20 protein-coding genes and 2 tRNA genes are annotated in these 16609 nt (G+C 23.6%); 18 read left to right on the top strand and 4 right to left on the bottom strand.

The window, feature by feature from the left end:
- Nucleotides 1-154 precede the first annotated feature (154 nt).
- From H0H63_RS03030 to H0H63_RS02965, 14 genes are all read left to right on the top strand, one after another.
- A complete protein-coding gene (locus H0H63_RS03030; protein ID WP_185858523.1) occupies nucleotides 155-1432 on the top strand; it encodes a mechanosensitive ion channel family protein in 1278 nt (425 codons plus the stop codon).
- 1 nt (nucleotide 1433) lies between these two features.
- Nucleotides 1434-2150, top strand: a complete 717-nt coding sequence (locus tag H0H63_RS03025; protein WP_185858522.1) for a pyridoxine 5'-phosphate synthase — start codon at nucleotides 1434-1436, stop codon at nucleotides 2148-2150.
- Complete coding sequence (locus H0H63_RS03020; protein ID WP_238784403.1) at nucleotides 2147-2926, top strand: alpha/beta fold hydrolase; 780 nt, start codon at nucleotides 2147-2149, stop codon at nucleotides 2924-2926. The genes H0H63_RS03025 and H0H63_RS03020 overlap by 4 nt, the downstream gene beginning before the upstream one ends.
- 31 nt (nucleotides 2927-2957) lie before the next feature.
- Complete coding sequence (yidD, locus tag H0H63_RS03015) at nucleotides 2958-3218, top strand: membrane protein insertion efficiency factor YidD (protein WP_185858818.1); 261 nt, start codon at nucleotides 2958-2960, stop codon at nucleotides 3216-3218.
- An 8-nt stretch (nucleotides 3219-3226) separates the two neighbouring features.
- Complete coding sequence (lgt, locus tag H0H63_RS03010) at nucleotides 3227-4108, top strand: prolipoprotein diacylglyceryl transferase (protein WP_185858521.1); 882 nt, start codon at nucleotides 3227-3229, stop codon at nucleotides 4106-4108.
- A complete protein-coding gene (locus H0H63_RS03005) occupies nucleotides 4105-4641 on the top strand; it encodes a DUF192 domain-containing protein (protein WP_185858520.1) in 537 nt (178 codons plus the stop codon). The genes lgt and H0H63_RS03005 overlap by 4 nt, the downstream gene beginning before the upstream one ends.
- Nucleotides 4642-4665: 24 nt before the next feature.
- Entirely contained in the window at nucleotides 4666-4998 is a 333-nt protein-coding gene (locus H0H63_RS03000) for a HesB/IscA family protein (protein ID WP_185858519.1), read from the top strand.
- Nucleotides 4995-6437 carry a Fe-S cluster assembly protein SufB gene (gene sufB / locus H0H63_RS02995; RefSeq protein ID WP_185858518.1) on the top strand — a complete coding sequence of 481 codons (1443 nt, stop codon included), beginning with the start codon at nucleotides 4995-4997 and terminating at the stop codon, nucleotides 6435-6437. The genes H0H63_RS03000 and sufB overlap by 4 nt, the downstream gene beginning before the upstream one ends.
- Before the next feature lie 35 nt (nucleotides 6438-6472).
- Complete coding sequence (gene sufC, locus H0H63_RS02990) at nucleotides 6473-7222, top strand: Fe-S cluster assembly ATPase SufC (RefSeq protein ID WP_185858517.1); 750 nt, start codon at nucleotides 6473-6475, stop codon at nucleotides 7220-7222.
- A 36-nt stretch (nucleotides 7223-7258) separates the two neighbouring features.
- Nucleotides 7259-8581, top strand: a complete 1323-nt coding sequence (gene sufD, locus H0H63_RS02985; RefSeq protein WP_185858516.1) for a Fe-S cluster assembly protein SufD — start codon at nucleotides 7259-7261, stop codon at nucleotides 8579-8581.
- On the top strand, nucleotides 8581-9819 hold the full coding sequence (locus H0H63_RS02980) for an aminotransferase class V-fold PLP-dependent enzyme (RefSeq protein ID WP_185858515.1): 1239 nt from the start codon (nucleotides 8581-8583) through the stop codon (nucleotides 9817-9819). The genes sufD and H0H63_RS02980 overlap by 1 nt, the downstream gene beginning before the upstream one ends.
- Nucleotides 9820-9829: 10 nt before the next feature.
- Nucleotides 9830-10171 carry a 50S ribosomal protein L21 gene (rplU, locus tag H0H63_RS02975; protein WP_185858514.1) on the top strand — a complete coding sequence of 114 codons (342 nt, stop codon included), beginning with the start codon at nucleotides 9830-9832 and terminating at the stop codon, nucleotides 10169-10171.
- Nucleotides 10172-10173: 2 nt separating this feature from the next.
- A complete protein-coding gene (gene rpmA, locus H0H63_RS02970; protein ID WP_185858513.1) occupies nucleotides 10174-10431 on the top strand; it encodes a 50S ribosomal protein L27 in 258 nt (85 codons plus the stop codon).
- A tRNA-Arg gene (locus H0H63_RS02965) sits at nucleotides 10432-10506 on the top strand.
- 8 nt (nucleotides 10507-10514) lie between these two features.
- On the opposite strand, the gene H0H63_RS02960 is transcribed toward H0H63_RS02965, so the two are convergent.
- Nucleotides 10515-10588 (bottom strand) — tRNA-Met (locus H0H63_RS02960).
- A 98-nt stretch (nucleotides 10589-10686) separates the two neighbouring features.
- Here H0H63_RS02960 and H0H63_RS02955 point away from each other — a divergent pair.
- Nucleotides 10687-11007, top strand: a complete 321-nt coding sequence (locus tag H0H63_RS02955; protein ID WP_185858512.1) for a ribosome-binding factor A — start codon at nucleotides 10687-10689, stop codon at nucleotides 11005-11007.
- A gap of 7 nt (nucleotides 11008-11014) precedes the next feature.
- Nucleotides 11015-12205 (top strand): ABC transporter permease, encoded by a 1191-nt coding sequence (locus H0H63_RS02950; protein ID WP_185858511.1) that lies wholly within the window; start codon nucleotides 11015-11017, stop codon nucleotides 12203-12205.
- A gap of 10 nt (nucleotides 12206-12215) precedes the next feature.
- Here H0H63_RS02950 and H0H63_RS02945 read toward each other — a convergent pair whose 3' ends face one another.
- Both H0H63_RS02945 and H0H63_RS02940 read right to left on the bottom strand, forming a co-directional pair.
- Nucleotides 12216-13133 (bottom strand): ribonuclease Z, encoded by a 918-nt coding sequence (locus H0H63_RS02945; RefSeq protein WP_185858510.1) that lies wholly within the window; start codon nucleotides 13131-13133, stop codon nucleotides 12216-12218.
- Nucleotides 13134-13457: 324 nt separating this feature from the next.
- The gene (locus H0H63_RS02940; protein ID WP_185858509.1) at nucleotides 13458-14252 is read right to left on the bottom strand and encodes a CPBP family glutamic-type intramembrane protease; all 795 of its coding nucleotides are present in this window, start codon (nucleotides 14250-14252) and stop codon (nucleotides 13458-13460) included.
- 188 nt (nucleotides 14253-14440) lie between these two features.
- Here H0H63_RS02940 and H0H63_RS02935 point away from each other — a divergent pair, with 188 nt between their 5' ends.
- Nucleotides 14441-15595 (top strand): M14 family zinc carboxypeptidase, encoded by a 1155-nt coding sequence (locus H0H63_RS02935; RefSeq protein WP_185858508.1) that lies wholly within the window; start codon nucleotides 14441-14443, stop codon nucleotides 15593-15595.
- Between the two features lie 2 nt (nucleotides 15596-15597).
- On the opposite strand, the gene rpmH is transcribed toward H0H63_RS02935, so the two are convergent.
- Nucleotides 15598-15747 carry a 50S ribosomal protein L34 gene (rpmH, locus tag H0H63_RS02930; RefSeq protein ID WP_185858507.1) on the bottom strand — a complete coding sequence of 50 codons (150 nt, stop codon included), beginning with the start codon at nucleotides 15745-15747 and terminating at the stop codon, nucleotides 15598-15600.
- Between the two features lie 325 nt (nucleotides 15748-16072).
- Between rpmH and fabZ the strand changes: the two genes are divergently transcribed.
- On the top strand, nucleotides 16073-16597 hold the full coding sequence (fabZ, locus tag H0H63_RS02925) for a 3-hydroxyacyl-ACP dehydratase FabZ (protein WP_238784402.1): 525 nt from the start codon (nucleotides 16073-16075) through the stop codon (nucleotides 16595-16597).
- The last annotated feature ends 12 nt before the right edge of the window (nucleotides 16598-16609 follow it).

Genomic DNA, 16609 nt, shown 5'->3' with positions numbered 1-16609 from the left:
ATAATAAAATTTAAAATTTAAAAATTGAATCAAAATTTTTTATATTTCATATTATAAATTATTCAATATCTATTATATTATTCAATCTAGCAAAACATAGGAAGAAAAATAAAATTTTTGATTATAAATAGAGGATTTTCATACCAATCAAAATATGTTGTACTATTATCATCTTACTAAAAGATTAACAATCATTTTTCATATTCAAAAAATTTCTGAATTTTTTCAAAATATAGATTTAAAAAAATGGGGAAGTATAACTCTTATTATAATTATTAAAATATTATTTTTTATATTATTACTAATAATTTTAGAATTTCTTTTCAAAAAAGGAGTACGTTTTATAGGGAGAAGAATTGTAAATTCTACTCATTTTGTTTGGGATAATATTTTATATGAAAATAAAGTTTTTGATAGTTTATCCCATTTTTTTCCACTATCCATTGGATTTGTTTTAATAGAACCTTTTTTTAAAGATTATCATACAATTGTTATTTATATAGAAAAAATATTTGATATCTTATTTGTTTTAATTGTTTTACAATTTTTAATTCGAGTAGTTAATTCTATTATGAGAATAGCTACAAGTGAAAATAATCATCAAACAATAGCTGTTCGATCTTTTTCACAACTACTAAAAATTATATCTATAATATTTTGCATTTTAATTATCATTGCTATTCTTACTAAAAATAACTTGATCACTGTTCTTACTAGTTTAGGAGCGATAACTGCTATTGTTATATTAGTATTTAAAAATACTATTCTTGGATTCGTTTCCGGAGTACAAATGGCTTCTACTAAAATGATTAAGGTTGGGGATTGGATTGGAATACAAAAATACAGTATAGAAGGAATGGTTATAGAAATTAATTTAACATCCGCAAAAATAGAAAATTTTGATAAAACTATAACTAGTGTTCCTACTTATGATTTAATTTCTACTGCTGTAACCAATTTTGAAGTTATGCGAAAAAAAAACATACGTAGAATAAAAAGATCTATTTTATTTAACATACAATCTTTTCATTTTTGCAATTCAGATAAATTGAAAAAATTCCAAGATGTTTGTTTAATAAAAGATTATATTCATAGAAAACAAAGAGAAATAGATCTGTTCAACAAAAAAAAAAATTTGGATATAAGTATTAATAATCTTAACGGAAGAAGATTAACCAATATTGGTCTTTTTCGTCAGTATGCATTAGAATATCTATACCAACATCCAAAAATATCGCAATCTGAAACTTTGATGGTTAGACATTTAGAACCTACTCCTTACGGATTGCCTGTAGAATTATATTGTTTTGTAAAAACATCTGAATCAATCAAATATGAACAAATACAAGCAGGTGTTTTTGATCATTTATTAACAGCAGCTAAAGAATTTCATTTAGAAATCACACAAGTTACTAAAAAAGAATTTTTTTAATATGGTGAAACTAAGTGTAAATTTAAATAAAATCGCCACATTAAGGAATGCAAGGGGTGGAAATATTCCTAATCTTTTACAGGTAGCAAAAGATGTTCAATCATTTGGATGTCATGGAATAACATTACATCCACGTCCTGATGAAAGACATATCACATATAAAGATGTATATGATATAAGATCTGTAATAGTGACAGAGTTAAACATTGAGGGTCGACCTACAGATAAATTTATGGAATTGGTATTAAATGTTAAACCCGATCAAGTAACTTTAGTGCCTGATTTAGACAATGTGATAACATCAAATTCTGGGTGGAATCCTATCATTTACCAGGATTTTTTGAAAAAAAAAATAAAAAAATTAAAAGAATCTGGGATTAGAACTTCTATTTTTTTAAATCCAAATCCTGAATTTATTCCATTTGTAAAAAAAATAGGAGCAGATAGAATAGAGTTATATACTGGATATTTTTCTATAGGATATTTTAAAAAAAAATGGAATTGTATTGATCCTTATATAAAAACGGCTTTGAAGGCTATAAATTATCATATAAAAGTAAATGCTGGACATGATCTAGATTTGGATAATATTTCTTTTTTAATTAAAAAAATACCTTTTATAGAAGAAGTATCGATAGGTCATTCTTTAATTAGTGAAGCCCTTTATATGGGATTGGAGAATACTATTCAAAGTTATTTAAAAAGAATTCAAACATGATAATATTACATTCTAAAGTTTTAGGAAATGGTCCTTCCATGATAGTTTTACATGGTTTATTTGGAAGTGGAGATAATTGGATTTCTTTTGCTGAAAAATTTGGTAAAGATTATCAAATTCATTTATTAGATATTAGAAATCACGGAAAAAGTTTTTTTTCAGAGAAAATGAATTACGATCTTATATCAAAAGATATATTAAACTATATACATTATCATAAATTAGATCACCCTATTTTATTGGGACATTCTATGGGAGGAAAAGCTGTTATGAGTTTTTCTATCAAATATCCAAAAATTCCAGGAAAAATTATCGTTGTAGATATAAGTCCCAATATCTATACGAATACAGATCAAAAAAAATTAATTAGTGTTTTAAAAAAAGTAGATTTCAATATCATCAAAACAAGAAAAAATCTTGATTGTTTCCTAAAACCGTACATTCCTGATACAGAGATTAGATTATTTTTTTCTAAATGTACTTATAGAAAAAAAAATGGAAAACTGGATTTTAGTTTTTTCTTATTTGGAATTGAAAAAAATTATGATTCTTTAATCTATAATAAAATTAATAACGGTTTATATAATGGTCCTACGCTTTTTTTACGAGGAGAATATTCAGATTATATTCTTCCTAAGGACTATGATTCTATACTTAAATTATTTCCCAAAGCAAAAATTTTAACTATAGAAAAAGCAAAACATTGGATTCATGTAGAGAATCCTATTGATTTCTATGAAAAAATAGATCTTTTTTTAAAAGAATATATTTCTTGAATAACTTATGTTAAACATAAAAAAAATAAGAATGAAAAATTATGCAAAAAATTTTTTTAATATAAAAATTATATTACATGAAAATTCTAAATATTTTTTTATAGAAAGTGTGAGATTGTATCAAAAAGGAATATCTCCATGGATAGGAAATAATTGTCGATTTACTCCTACTTGTTCGGAGTATATGATTGGTTCTTTAAAAAAATGGCCTTTTTTTAAAGGATTCTTTATAGGGATTAAAAGAATTATAAGTTGTCATCCTTGGGGGCCATCAGGATATGATCCTATATAAAAAATAAAATGATTATGTATTATATTAATTGGGATCCTATTTATAAATTTCCTTTATGGAAAGGTTTTTTTATTCACATTTATAGTCTTATGTTTATTATTTCTTTTTTATTAGGATGGAGATTTATGAAGTTTCTTTTTAGAAAAGAAAATATTTCTCCAATATATTTAGAATCTTTATTCATATATACTTTTTTTGGAACTTTTATAGGAGCTAGATTAGGACAAGTTTTTTTTTATGATTTTTCATATTTTTCTGATCATTGGATAGAAGTATTTTTTCCAGTAAAAGAAAACGATCATCATTATTTATTAGGAATTATAAAAGGTTATGAATTTATTGGTTATAGAGGATTATCAAGTCATGGTGCAACCATAGGAATTATTCTATCTAATTTTTTTTATAACAGAAAAATACTAAAAAAGTCTTTTATATGGTTATGTGATCGATTATGTATTGGAGTTTCTTTATCTGCTATATTTATTAGAATAGGTAATTTTTTTAATTCTGAAATAGTAGGAAAACCATGTAATCCCAAGTTACCTTTTGCTGTAAAATTTATCCAGATGGATACAGAATACGGAGAAGTAATTCCTAGGCATCCAACACAAATATATGAATCTATCAGTTATTTACTTATTTTTTTATTGCTTTGGTTTTTTTATAATAAAAAAGAAAAAAAAATCCATGATGGATTCTTATCTGGAATATTTTTTACTTTACTTTGGTCTGTTCGTTTTTTATTAGAATTTTTGAAAGAACCTCAAGGAGAAGAATTTATTCAATTTTTATCTTTGAACACTGGACAATGTTTAAGTATTCCTTTCATTATTTTTGGTTTATTTCTTTTTAATTTAGATAGAATTAAAAAATATTTTTTTTGGTTATGAAGAAAATAAATATTTTTTTTTCACTAATGATAATTTTTTTTTGTTTGATTTTTTTTTCTGATAAAAGGAATGAGGATCTTGTTTTAGAATTAGAAAATGTAGGAGATTTATTAGAAATAGAATTTATTAAAGATGGAGAATTATATTTAAAAAATAAAAACCTCGTTATCAAAAAAATAGATGTAGAATTATCTTATAGAGATACAGAAAAAAAAAATGGATTAACATATAGATCTTTTTTAAAAGAAAATAGAGGAATGCTATTCTTATTTCAAGATCGAGAAGATTATAAAATAATAAACATGAAAAACATGCGAATTCCTTTGGATATTATTTATATAAATCAGTTTAATACTGTTCTTTCTATAAAGACCCATATGAATCCGATGATAGAAATAGATATTCCTAAAACTGATGAAAAAAATATCATTAAATATGTATTAGCAATTAATGCTGGAATGTCTAAAAAATGGGGAATAAAAGAAGGAATTACAAAAATAACTTGGTTTTTTAATGGAAAAAATGGAAATTGATTATAATTTTAAATCGTAAAGATTATGGTTCGTATATCTGATAAAGCTAGAAATAAATTAATCTCTCTTATGAAGAAAGAGGGTTTTACTAAGGAAGTTTCCTTTATAAGGTTTGGAGTTAAAAGTGGAGGCTGTTCAGGAATGTCATATGAACTTACTTTTGATCAAGAAAAACAAAGGGAAGATCTATATTTTCAATATGAAGGAATGAAAATATTAGTAGATCAAAATAGTATTCCTTATTTGAAAGGAACGATTTTAGAATATTCAGATGGATTAAATGGAAAAGGATTTTATTTTAAAAATCCTAATGCAAAACATACTTGTGGATGTGGAAAAAGTTTTTCATCAAAATGAAAAAAAATAATAAAATACTGGATAATTTTACAAAATCAGAATATCAATATGGATTTTATACTCCGATAAAATCAGATAAAATTTCAGTAGGATTAAATGAGGATGTAATTAGAAAAATTACAAATAAAAAAAAGGAGCCAACATGGATGTTAGATTGGAGGATAGAATCTTATCAAATATGGAAAAGTATGACCCCTCCAAAATGGGCAAATATAAGATATACCGTACCTAAATTTCAAGAAATTAGTTATTATTCTGCACCTAAAAAAAAAATAAATTTAAACAAGTTAGAAGAAGTGGATCCTGAATTAATAGAGACATTCAATAAATTGGGAATTCCTATAGAAGAAAAAAAAATTCTTTCAGGTGTAGCTACAGATATAGTATTAGATTCCGTTTCATTGGCCACTACATTTAAGAAAAAATTAAAAAATAAAGGGATTATATTTTGTTCCATCAATGAAGCTTTGATAAAATATCCAGATATTGTTAAAAAATACTTAGGAACGGTTATTTCTAAAAAAGATAATTTTTATGCAGCTCTTAATTCAGCTGTATTTTCCGATGGATCATTCTGTTATATCCCAAAAGGGGTTCGTTGTCCTATGGAATTGTCTACATATTTTCGAATTAATGAAAATGGAACTGGACAATTTGAAAGAACGTTAATTATTGCAGATAAAGACTCTTATGTTAGTTATTTGGAGGGATGTACAGCTCCACAAAGAAAAGAAAATCAATTACATGCAGCTGTAGTTGAGTTAATAGCTTTGGAAAATTCTGAAATAAAATATTCTACTGTTCAAAATTGGTATCCTGGAGATAAAAAAGGAGAAGGAGGTGTTTTTAATTTTGTAACTAAACGTGGATTATGTGAAAAAAAAGCTAAAATATCCTGGATTCAAGTAGAAACGGGGTCTTCTATTACTTGGAAATATCCATCTTGTATTTTAAAAGGAGATTTTTCTATAGGAAATTTTTATTCTTTAGCTTTAACTAAAAATTTTCAACAAGCTGATACAGGAACTAAAATGATTCATATAGGAAAACATTCAAAAAGTATTGTTATATCAAAAGGAATATCTTCAGGAAAATCTCAAAATAGTTATAGAGGATTAGTAAAAATAGTCCCTGAAGCAGAGTATTCTAGAAATTTTTCTCAGTGCGATTCTTTGTTAATAGGAAATGAATGTGGAGCACATACTTTTCCCCATATTTCTGTATCTAATCCTACTTCTCAAGTGGAACATGAGGCTACTACGTCAAAAATTGGAGAAAATCAGATTTTTTATTGTAATCAAAGAGGAATAGATACAGAAAAAGCTATTTCTTTAATAGTTCATGGTTTTAGTAATGAAATATTAAAAAAATTACCTATGGAATTTGCAGTAGAAGCTAAAAAACTTTTGGAAATTTCTTTAGAAGGATCAATAGGATAAAATGGGAATTGAATTGTAAATTAATTGAAAAAATTATGTTAAATATAGATAATTTACATGCTTCTATAGAAAAAAAAGAAATCCTTAAAGGAATCAATTTAAAAATAAAAACAGGAGAAACTCATGTGATAATGGGTCCTAATGGATCTGGAAAAAGTACTCTTGCTTCTATCATAGCAGGAAAAAAAGAATATGATATAACTAAAGGAAATATTTATTTTTTGAATAAAAATTTAAATAATTTTTCTACAGAAGAACGTGCTCATTTAGGAATTTTTCTTTCTTTTCAACATCCAGTAGAAATACCTGGAATTTCTATCATTAATTTTATTAAAACAGCTATCAATTCTACTCGTAAAGCGAAAAATTTGGATAAAATGTCTTCTAAAAGAATATTAGAAAAAATAAAAGATAGTGCTTATCGATTAGATATTGAAAATAATTTCATTTATCGTTCTTTAAATGAAGGATTTTCAGGAGGAGAAAAAAAACGTAATGAAATATTTCAAATGATAACATTAGATCCATTACTGTCTATTTTGGATGAAGTAGATTCAGGATTAGATATAGACGCTTTACGTATAGTTTCTAAAGGTATTAATACCTTTAGAAATAAAACTAATTCTATTTTAATTATTACTCATTATAAAAGACTATTAGATCATATTCTTTCAGATTATATCATACATATTTTGTATGATGGAAAAATTGTTTTATCAGGGGATTATAAATTAGCTGAAAGATTAGAAAAAGAAGGATACGATTGGATTAATAAAAAAAAATAAATAATCAATAGATTATTGTATATTATAATATTTATTATGCAATTAAAGGAAAAAATAATTTTATTGATATCAAATGATAAATATTATTCTAGAATAGAAAATAATACTTATGTTTCTTATTTACAGAGAAAACACATTGATTTTTTTAAAAAAAAAGGATTTCCTTCTTCTGTTACACATGAAGAATGGAAAAATACGGATATTAATTCAATTATTAATCAGGATTATCATATTATTTTTTTTGAATATGAAAAAAAAGAAAATATAGAATATAATAAAATAGAAGAATTAACTTTTTTTAAGAAAAAAAAAGAATCTTTTCTTCTTATTTTTATAGATGGGGTCTATTATTCGTCTTTTTCTCAAACAAAGATAGAAAATAAAAACGTTGTTTTATCTAATATAATTTCACAAAAAGAGAATATAATCAAAAGTTATTATGGAAAACTTTCATATGAATATGATGCTTTTTATACTTTGAATACTTTTTTATCAAAAGATGGGGCCTATATTTATATCCCTAACCATTTTATTTTAGATAAGCCTATAGAAATATTACATATTTCTACAGGGGATCAATATCCAGTCATGTTAAATCCGAGAAATTTAATTATAGTAGGAGAACATTCTTCTGTTCAAATTATAGAACATCATAAATCCCTAAAAAACCATTTATCTTTTATAAATTCTGTCAGTGAAATTTATGTTTCTAATCATAGTAAAATTGATTATTATAAAATACAAAATAATTTTAACAAAATATCAATCATAGATAATACATTTTTTAAACAAAAAAAAAATAGCAAAAGTTCTGTTTATACTTTTTCTTTTCAAGGAAATTTCATTAGAAATAATTTGAAATTATATTCTTATGGAGAAAAAACTTATTCTTATTTATATGGAATTTCGCTTTTATCAGAAAAACAATTTGTAGATCATCATACTTTTATGAATCATTCATATTCAAATGCTTTTAGTTTTCAATTATACAAAAATATTTTGTTAGATAAATCTAAAAGTATTTTTAATGGAAAAATTACTATTGATAAATGGATAAATAATATTAACGCTTATCAAAGAAACAATAATATTCTTCTTTCTAAAGAAGCTTTTATATATGCTAAACCTCAATTGGAAATTTATTCTAAAAATGTAAAATGTTCACATGGATGTACAATAGGGAATATTCAAGAATATGAATTATTTTATCTTCAATCAAGAGGGATATCCAAAAAGTATGGAACAATTTTATTGTTACTTTCGTTTTTAGAAGAAATATTGAAACCTATTCATATTTTTGAATTAAGAAAATTTATCTATAAAGAAATAAATCTAAAATTAGATAAATATTTATTATAATGTTTTCAGAAGAAGAAATACAGGAAATAAGAAGTTTGTTTCCCATTTTAAAAGAAAAGGTAAATACTAATAAACCTTTGGTTTATATAGATAATGCTGCTACTACTCAAAAACCTTTACAGGTTATTCAAGCCTCTAAAAAATACTATTCTACGATAAATGCTAATGTTCATCGTGGATTGCATTATTTAAGCCAAAAAGCTACTATTTATGTAGAAAATGTTCGAGAGAAAATTAAAAAATTTATTCATGCGAAACATTCTTCGGAAATTATTTTCACAAAAGGGTGTACAGAATCTATTAATTTAGTAGCTTCTAGCATAAATGATTTAATCAAAGAAGGAGATGAGATTATTATTTCTTGTATTGAACATCATTCTAATATTGTTCCATGGCAAGTTCTTTGTAGGAATAAAGGAGCTATATTAAAAATAATTCCTATTGATGAAAACGGTTTTTTAAAATTAAAAGATTTTGATTTTTTGATTTCGAAAAAAACAAAATTAGTGTCTGTTAGTCATATATCTAATGTTCTTGGAATTATAAATCCTATTAAATATATTATTCAAAAATCTCATGAATATGGAGCTATGGTATTAATTGATGGAGCTCAAGTACCATCCAATTTATGTTTAAATATGCAAGATTTAGATGTTGACTTTTATGCTTTTTCCGCTCATAAAATGTATGGACCTACTGGAATTGGGGTATTATACGGAAAAAAAGAAATACTAGATTCTATTTCTCCTTATCAATTTGGAGGGGAAATGATTCGAAATGTAAGTTTTGAAAAAACAACTTATTTAGATTTACCATTTAAATTTGAAGCTGGAACTCCAAATATAGAAGGAATTATTGTATGGGGTGCTGCTATCGATTTTATCGAAAAAATAGGAATCATAAATATTCAATCTTATAAAGATAAACTTTTAAAATATGCGTTTCAACGTTTGAGCGATATAGATGGGATTCAATTATATGGAGATATAAAAAATTTTTACAAAAAATCTAGTATTATTTCCTTTAATTTAAAGGAATTACATTTTTTTGATGTAGGTAGTGTTTTAGATCAATTAGGAATTGCTGTTCGAACAGGTCATTTATGTGCACAACCTTTAATGAACTTTTTTAAAGTTTCAGGAATGATTCGTGTTAGTTTCTCTATATATAATACTTTTCAAGAAATAGATTATTTGTTTAAAGGACTTTTAAAAGCTAAAAAATTGTTATTTAAATAACTCACTCAATATGACTTACGCTATTGTTAATATACAAGGAAAACAATTTAAACTTGTTGAGAATAAGTATGTTTATGTTCCTTTTCTTTCTTCTATAAAAGAAGGAGAAAGAAGATTTTTGAATCAAGTTTTATTTTTTTCTAAAAAAGGGATTTCCGTAGAAATAGGCACTCCTTTTTTAGAAAATATAAAAATTGAAATAGAAATTTTACAACATGTAAAAGGAAAAAAAATTATTATCTTCAAAAAAAAAAGAAGAAAAGGATATAAAATAAAAAATGGATTTAGACCTTTTTTTTCAAAAATTAAAATAATTTCTTTCATATTAAATAATAAGATAAATAGTAATTAAAAATGGCTCATAAAAAAGGTTCAGGAAGTTCTAGAAATGGGAGAGATTCTATAGGAAGAAGATTAGGAGTAAAAATATATGGAAATCAATATGTAAATGCAGGAAACATAATAGTTCGTCAGAGAGGAACTAAACACCATCCAGGTGAAAATGTAGGAATAGGAAAAGATCATACTTTGTATGCTATAAAAAACGGTTTTGTTTGTTTTAAAAAGACAAAAAACAATAGATCAGTTGTATCAATTATTGAGAAAAAGTAAGACTGGGTAGTTCAATCAGGATAGAACAACAGTTTCCTAAACTGTAAGTTGTGGGTTCGAATCCCGCCCCGGTTACAAAAGAATGGTCCCAGCAGGATTTGAACCAGCGACTCCCTGATTATGAGTCAGGTGCTCTAACCGACTGAGCTATGGGACCTTAGTTATATACAAAAATATGAAATTTTACAAAATTATTTATTTTTCTATTCTATATTTTTTATAATATTTTTTATTGATTCAATTAGTGAAATTTTTATGAAAGAAATTAGTATTATTAAAAATGAAAAATTATCTTCAATATTTTCCATAGAAATAGCAGAAATATTAAATAAACTAAATAAAGAAATTCGAAATCGTAGTAAAAGTAAAGAAAAATTTTTACTTACTTTAATTAGAGTATATATTACTTCTGATATGAATTTAATAAAAGTATATATTAGTATGTATCCTTTTTTAGATCAAGATGTTTTAGAATATATTCGTTCTCAATCTAGATTCTATAGAAAATTGCTTTCTAAAAAATTAAGATATCGTGTGAAAAAAATACCCAAATTAGATTTTATCGTATTCAAATAAATCATTATTGGAAATAGAATTTAACATAGCAATACGTTACTTTTTTTCTAAAAAAAGAATTAACATTGTTAATATTATCGTTTTTCTATCTATTTTATCTTTATCTATTTCTACATTTTCTATGTCTACAATTTTATTTGTTTTTTCAGGATTAGAAAATTTTAATAAAAAATTTTATAAAATTCATTATCCTGATATAATCATGTCATTGTTCAATGAACAAAATTTATTTATGGATAATGATAATATTCTAAAAAAAGAAATAAAATCTGTAAAAGGGATTGCAGCTATTTCTGAAACTATGGAAAAGAAAATTTTTTTATATTATAAAAATCATAATTTTTTTATTCCTTTAAAAGGAGTGGATAAAGAATACGAAAAAGTTATGAAAAACTTTAAAAAAATAGATTTAGTAAATACTTCATATCCTGATTATTTGAATATATATGTAGGAAGTAATTCTATAATGAATTATTTACCAATTATATATTATATGAATATTCCTAATAGAATATTTTTTTTTTCTTATAAAAGAAAGAAAAATTCTTTTGTTCCATTTTTTATAAAAAAGAAAATTTTGGTAAAAGGAATTTTTACTTTTTCTTCAAACATGGATATCCAATATTTATTTTGTAATCTATATAATTTGCAAGACATAATAAAAGAAAAAGGAGTTCATACATTAGAAATAAAAATTCATGATAAAGCAGACGTTAAAAAAATAAAAAAAAATTTATTAGATAAATTTGGATCCAAGTTTAAAATAATCACAAGAACAGAAAAAGAAAAAGCTTTTTATAAAATTTTTAAAACAGAAAAAATCTTTCTTTATTTTTTATTTGGGTTAATGATATTTATCACTAGTTTTAATTTATTTAGCGCTATTTATATTTTACAATTAGATAAATTAAATGAATTGATGATATTTTGGAATATGGGGTTCTCTTTATATAGAATTAAGACTATTTTTTTTTATATAGGTTGTATAATTACGATTATCGGATGTTCTAGTGGTTTATTAATTGCATACATAATTTCTTATATGCAAGAGATGTATCATTTTTTTAAAATAGGATCAAAAATTCCTTTTCCTGTTAAAATTACAATGGTAGATTCTTGGATAGTGGTTAGTATTATTTTCATTGTAGGAATAATTATATCTTTTTTTTCTTCTAGAAGAATTGAATTGATCACATAATTTTTTATTATTATAAATAATATGTCTTTAAAGGGACGGAAGCTTCTACATTAAAAAATATTTTTTTTGCTTCTTTTTCAAATGTTTTTATATTAGGGAATCGATTAGAATAGTGTCCTAATAATAGTTTTTTTACTTTAGCTTTTTTTGCTATATAAGCGGCTTGGTTTGCTGTAGAATGTCCTGTATTAATAGCTCTATTTTCTTCTGTTTTTAAAAAAGTAGATTCGTGATATAATAAATCTACATATTTTATATGTTCAATTATAGGTAAATAAAAAGAAGTATCTGAACAAAAAGCATAAGATAATATTTTTGGAGGATCAAATGTTAATTTTTTGTTTGGAATGATTCTACCATTATTTGTTTTAAAATCTTTTCCTAATTTTATATCTTTGTAATTTGTAATTCGTATATCAGGAATTTTTCGAATTTCCTCTATGTTTAATTTTCTATTGCTAGGTTTTTCTTTAAAAAGGAATCCATTAGTATAAATTCTGTGTTTTAACGGAATAGAAAAAACTTCTATTTTATCGTTTTCCATGATTTTTTCTAATTTTTTAGATGATAATTCTATATGATCTATATCATATTTAAGTTTTGTATAAGACCATTTGAAATGAACATTTATAATCTCTTTTAATCCTTTTGGAGCGTAAATATTGATTGATTTCTCTCTTCCCAATAAATGAAATGTAGATAATAATCCAATTAAACCAAAAAAGTGATCTCCATGTAAATGAGAGATAAATATATGCATGATTTTATTAAACTTTACTTTTGCTTTTCTTAATTGAACTTGAGTTCCTTCTCCACAATCAATAAGAAAGTAAAAACCTTTCATCTCTAATATCTGAGCAGTGGGATGAAATTTATTTGTAGGTATAGAAGAGTGACATCCCAAAATAGTTAATGAAGGTTTTTTCATTATTAAAAATTTATATGATTTACAAATTAATAAAAGTTTTTGTTTTTATGACTTATTTTATTTTCGATATAGGTTATTTATCCATTTAAATATTTTACTTCTAATCTAAATAAAATATTCTGAAAAATATGGATTACTTGTTTTTTTTAATTGGATATTATGAAACTATTTTTTTTAATAGTATTTCCATATTCAATGAATGAATATGGAAATATTTTAAAAAAACAAGTATGAAAAATGAAATGTATTATCCGAATACGAATTAAAAAATTTTATTTCTTCTTTTTTTTTATCTACCTGATATGTTATTGTTTTAAATATTTTTCATACTTTTCTACTTTTTTTATATAGAAAAAAACATCCGGTAATTATAATAGTAAAAATTATCATTAATACTATCCAAAAATTGGAGTTTCTTTCTTTTGAAAGAACTTTTTCATTTTTTATGAAAAAAAACATTATAAATATTGCAAAAGCATTGTTAAAAATATGTAATAATATACAGTTTATAATGGAAGAAGTAACAAAATAAATAAAACCTATGAAACTTCCAATGACAATACCACCTACAAATTGCCATGGATTCATATGAGTTAATCCAAATAAGAATGAAGAAAATAAAATAGCTTTCATTGGATGTATTTTATTTTTTAACATTCCATTTAAAATAATACCTCTAAAAAAAACTTCTTCACATATAGGTGCTAATAATACTGTAGTAGAAAAAAAAGGAATTGGATTTTGAACTTCCTCTTTCAAAAATTCTTCAATTTTCTTATACATATCTCCTAATATAGGCCCTTCTATTGGAACTAATGAAGAAAGATGTTCATTTAGAATAATCACGCAAAACATCATACAAAAAAGAATAAGATAAATATACCATGGAGATAATCTCATAGATAAATCTATAGTTAGATTTTTTTTTTGAGCTTGATGAGAAATAAAAACGAACAAAAGAATAAAAGGGATAGTATATGATATTGAAAAAATCATACTTTCAGGAAAATTGATAGAAATCAATAATTTTCTAAAAATGGCATTGAAAAAATTTAAAGCAGTAAATGCTACTATTAATAAAAAAGCTTCGATGTAATTGATCTTAAAATAATTCTTCATATATTAAAAATTCGTATAACTAAATAAATTATCACGTTCATTGTCAATGTTTTATATTTTTATGATATAATTTTTAAAACTAAAAAAATTTGTAAATAGTTTATTTTTATTTTAACCATTATTATTCTTTTGAAAGATTTCGAAAGATAAAACAATTTTAAATAAATAGAATTTAAAAATTATAATTTATGTTAGTTTTTGATATAAAATCTATATTTCGTAATTATGATATATTGAAAGATAATAGGATTATTGCTTCTAAGATTTTTAGGTATTCTAAATTATTGGAAATGATGAAAAAATATAGAAGTATATGTTCTATAACTCCTATAGGATTATCTGTAGAAAAAAGAATTATATTTAAAATAAAATGGGGGGTAGGAAAAATAAAAGTATTAATTTGGTCTCAAATGCATGGAAATGAAACTACAGGAACAAAATCTATATTTGATCTTCTTCATTTCTTTTTTAAAAATAGATATCATGATTTGATCAAATTTTTATTTGAAAACTTAACAATTTTATTCATTCCTATGTTGAATCCTGATGGATCTGAAAAATTTCAAAGAAGAAACGCTATAAATATTGATCTAAATAGAGACGCTATTCGTTTACAATCTCCGGAAATACAAGTTTTATTCAGAGAAATACATAATAGTAAGCCCTACGTCTTATTTAATTTGCATGATCAAAGAAGTATTTATAATATTGGAAATAAATTTTTTAATCCTGCAATTATATCTTTTTTATCTCCTTCTATAGAAAAAAATGAGGATTCTATAAGTAGAAAACAATCAATGGGAATCATCTATTTCATGACTAAAGAACTTAAAAAAATATTACCTAATGTAGGATCAGTAGGTAGATTTTCTGATGCATATTATCCTACAGCAACGGGGGATAACTTACAAAAAATAGGATATCCTTGTATTTTACTTGAAGCTGGAAATTATCCAAAAGATTTTCAAAAAGAAAAAATTCGAAAATACAACACTTTATCTATTCTTGCAGGAATTTATTTTATTTCTTATCGATATAAATATCTTGAAAAAGATTATAGATATTATTTTACTATTCCAAAAAATAAAGATATTTTATTAGATAAAATATATAGAAAAGTTCAAATCCTAAAAGGGAAAAAAAAGTATTTGATAGATATAGGTTTAATTAATTTTGAAAAATTTGACTTGAAAAAAAATACTCTTTCTTTTATTCCAAAAATTGTAGATATAGGAGATTTATCTAATTTATTTGCATATGAAGATATTATGATACCTGGTCAAAAATTTTATGGAAAAAATCTTCCAGAAATTGGGGATATGGAACATTTTCGAATTTTTTGATTTTATTTTTTAAAATTGGAAACCGTCAATTTTTTTCTTCCCTTTTTTCTTCTTCTAGATAAAATCATACGACCTTTCTTGGTGCTCATTCGTTTCATAAATCCATGAACATTCACTTTTTTTCTGTTAGAAGGTTGGTACGTTCTTTTCATACACACACAATTTATTTTTTCTTATTTATTTCTTATTATTATTTTGTTTTTTTTCAATGATTTTGAAAAAAATAAGAAAAAAATAATAAGATCAAAATTCCCATCATAAAACCTATGAAAAAAAAAATAATACGTCTTGAAATATTCATGGTTTTATATATTTTATTTCAGTATATCCAACAAAAATTAATTTTGTATTAAGTAAAGATTTTTATCTACAAAATTATTAATATACTTATAAAAAACACAAGTATTTATTTTTGTTGTAATATACAAATAAAAATAAGAAATATTAGTTTTTTTTATTAAGAATCAATTATAATATATGCAATTTTTAAAAGAATTATTCAAAAAAGTTGATAAAAAAAAAGAAGAAAAAAAAAATGTTTTTGAATTTGACTTAGAAAAAAATCCTATTCTGGATATAAAAAATATTATGAAAATTTTACCTCATAAACCTCCATTTCTTTTTGTGGATAAAATTATAGATATTACAGAGAATAGGATCATAGGAGTAAAGAACGTTACTATGAATGAATATTTTTTTATAGGTCATTTTCCCAATGAACCTATTATGCCTGGAGTTTTGCAAATAGAAGCTATTGCTCAAGTTGGAGGAATTCTTGTATTAAATAAATTAAATAATCCAAAACTATATTCCACTTATTTTTTAAAAATAGATAACGTTAAATTTAAACATAAAATAATTCCTGGAGATATTATTATTTTTCAAGTGAATTTATTAGAATCTATGAAAAGGGGAATTGTTCATATGAAAGGAAAAGGATTCGTGAATCATAAACTTGTGGTAGAAGCAGAAGTTATGGCAAAAATAGTTAAAAATAAATAATAGTCATAATCT

Source organism: Blattabacterium cuenoti, assembly GCF_014251655.1.
In the GTDB taxonomy this organism is placed as follows: Bacteria; Bacteroidota; Bacteroidia; order Flavobacteriales; family Blattabacteriaceae; genus Blattabacterium; species Blattabacterium cuenoti_I.
The sequence above is the reverse complement of the archived record's forward strand: the minus strand, read 5'-3'. Positions and strand labels throughout refer to the sequence as shown.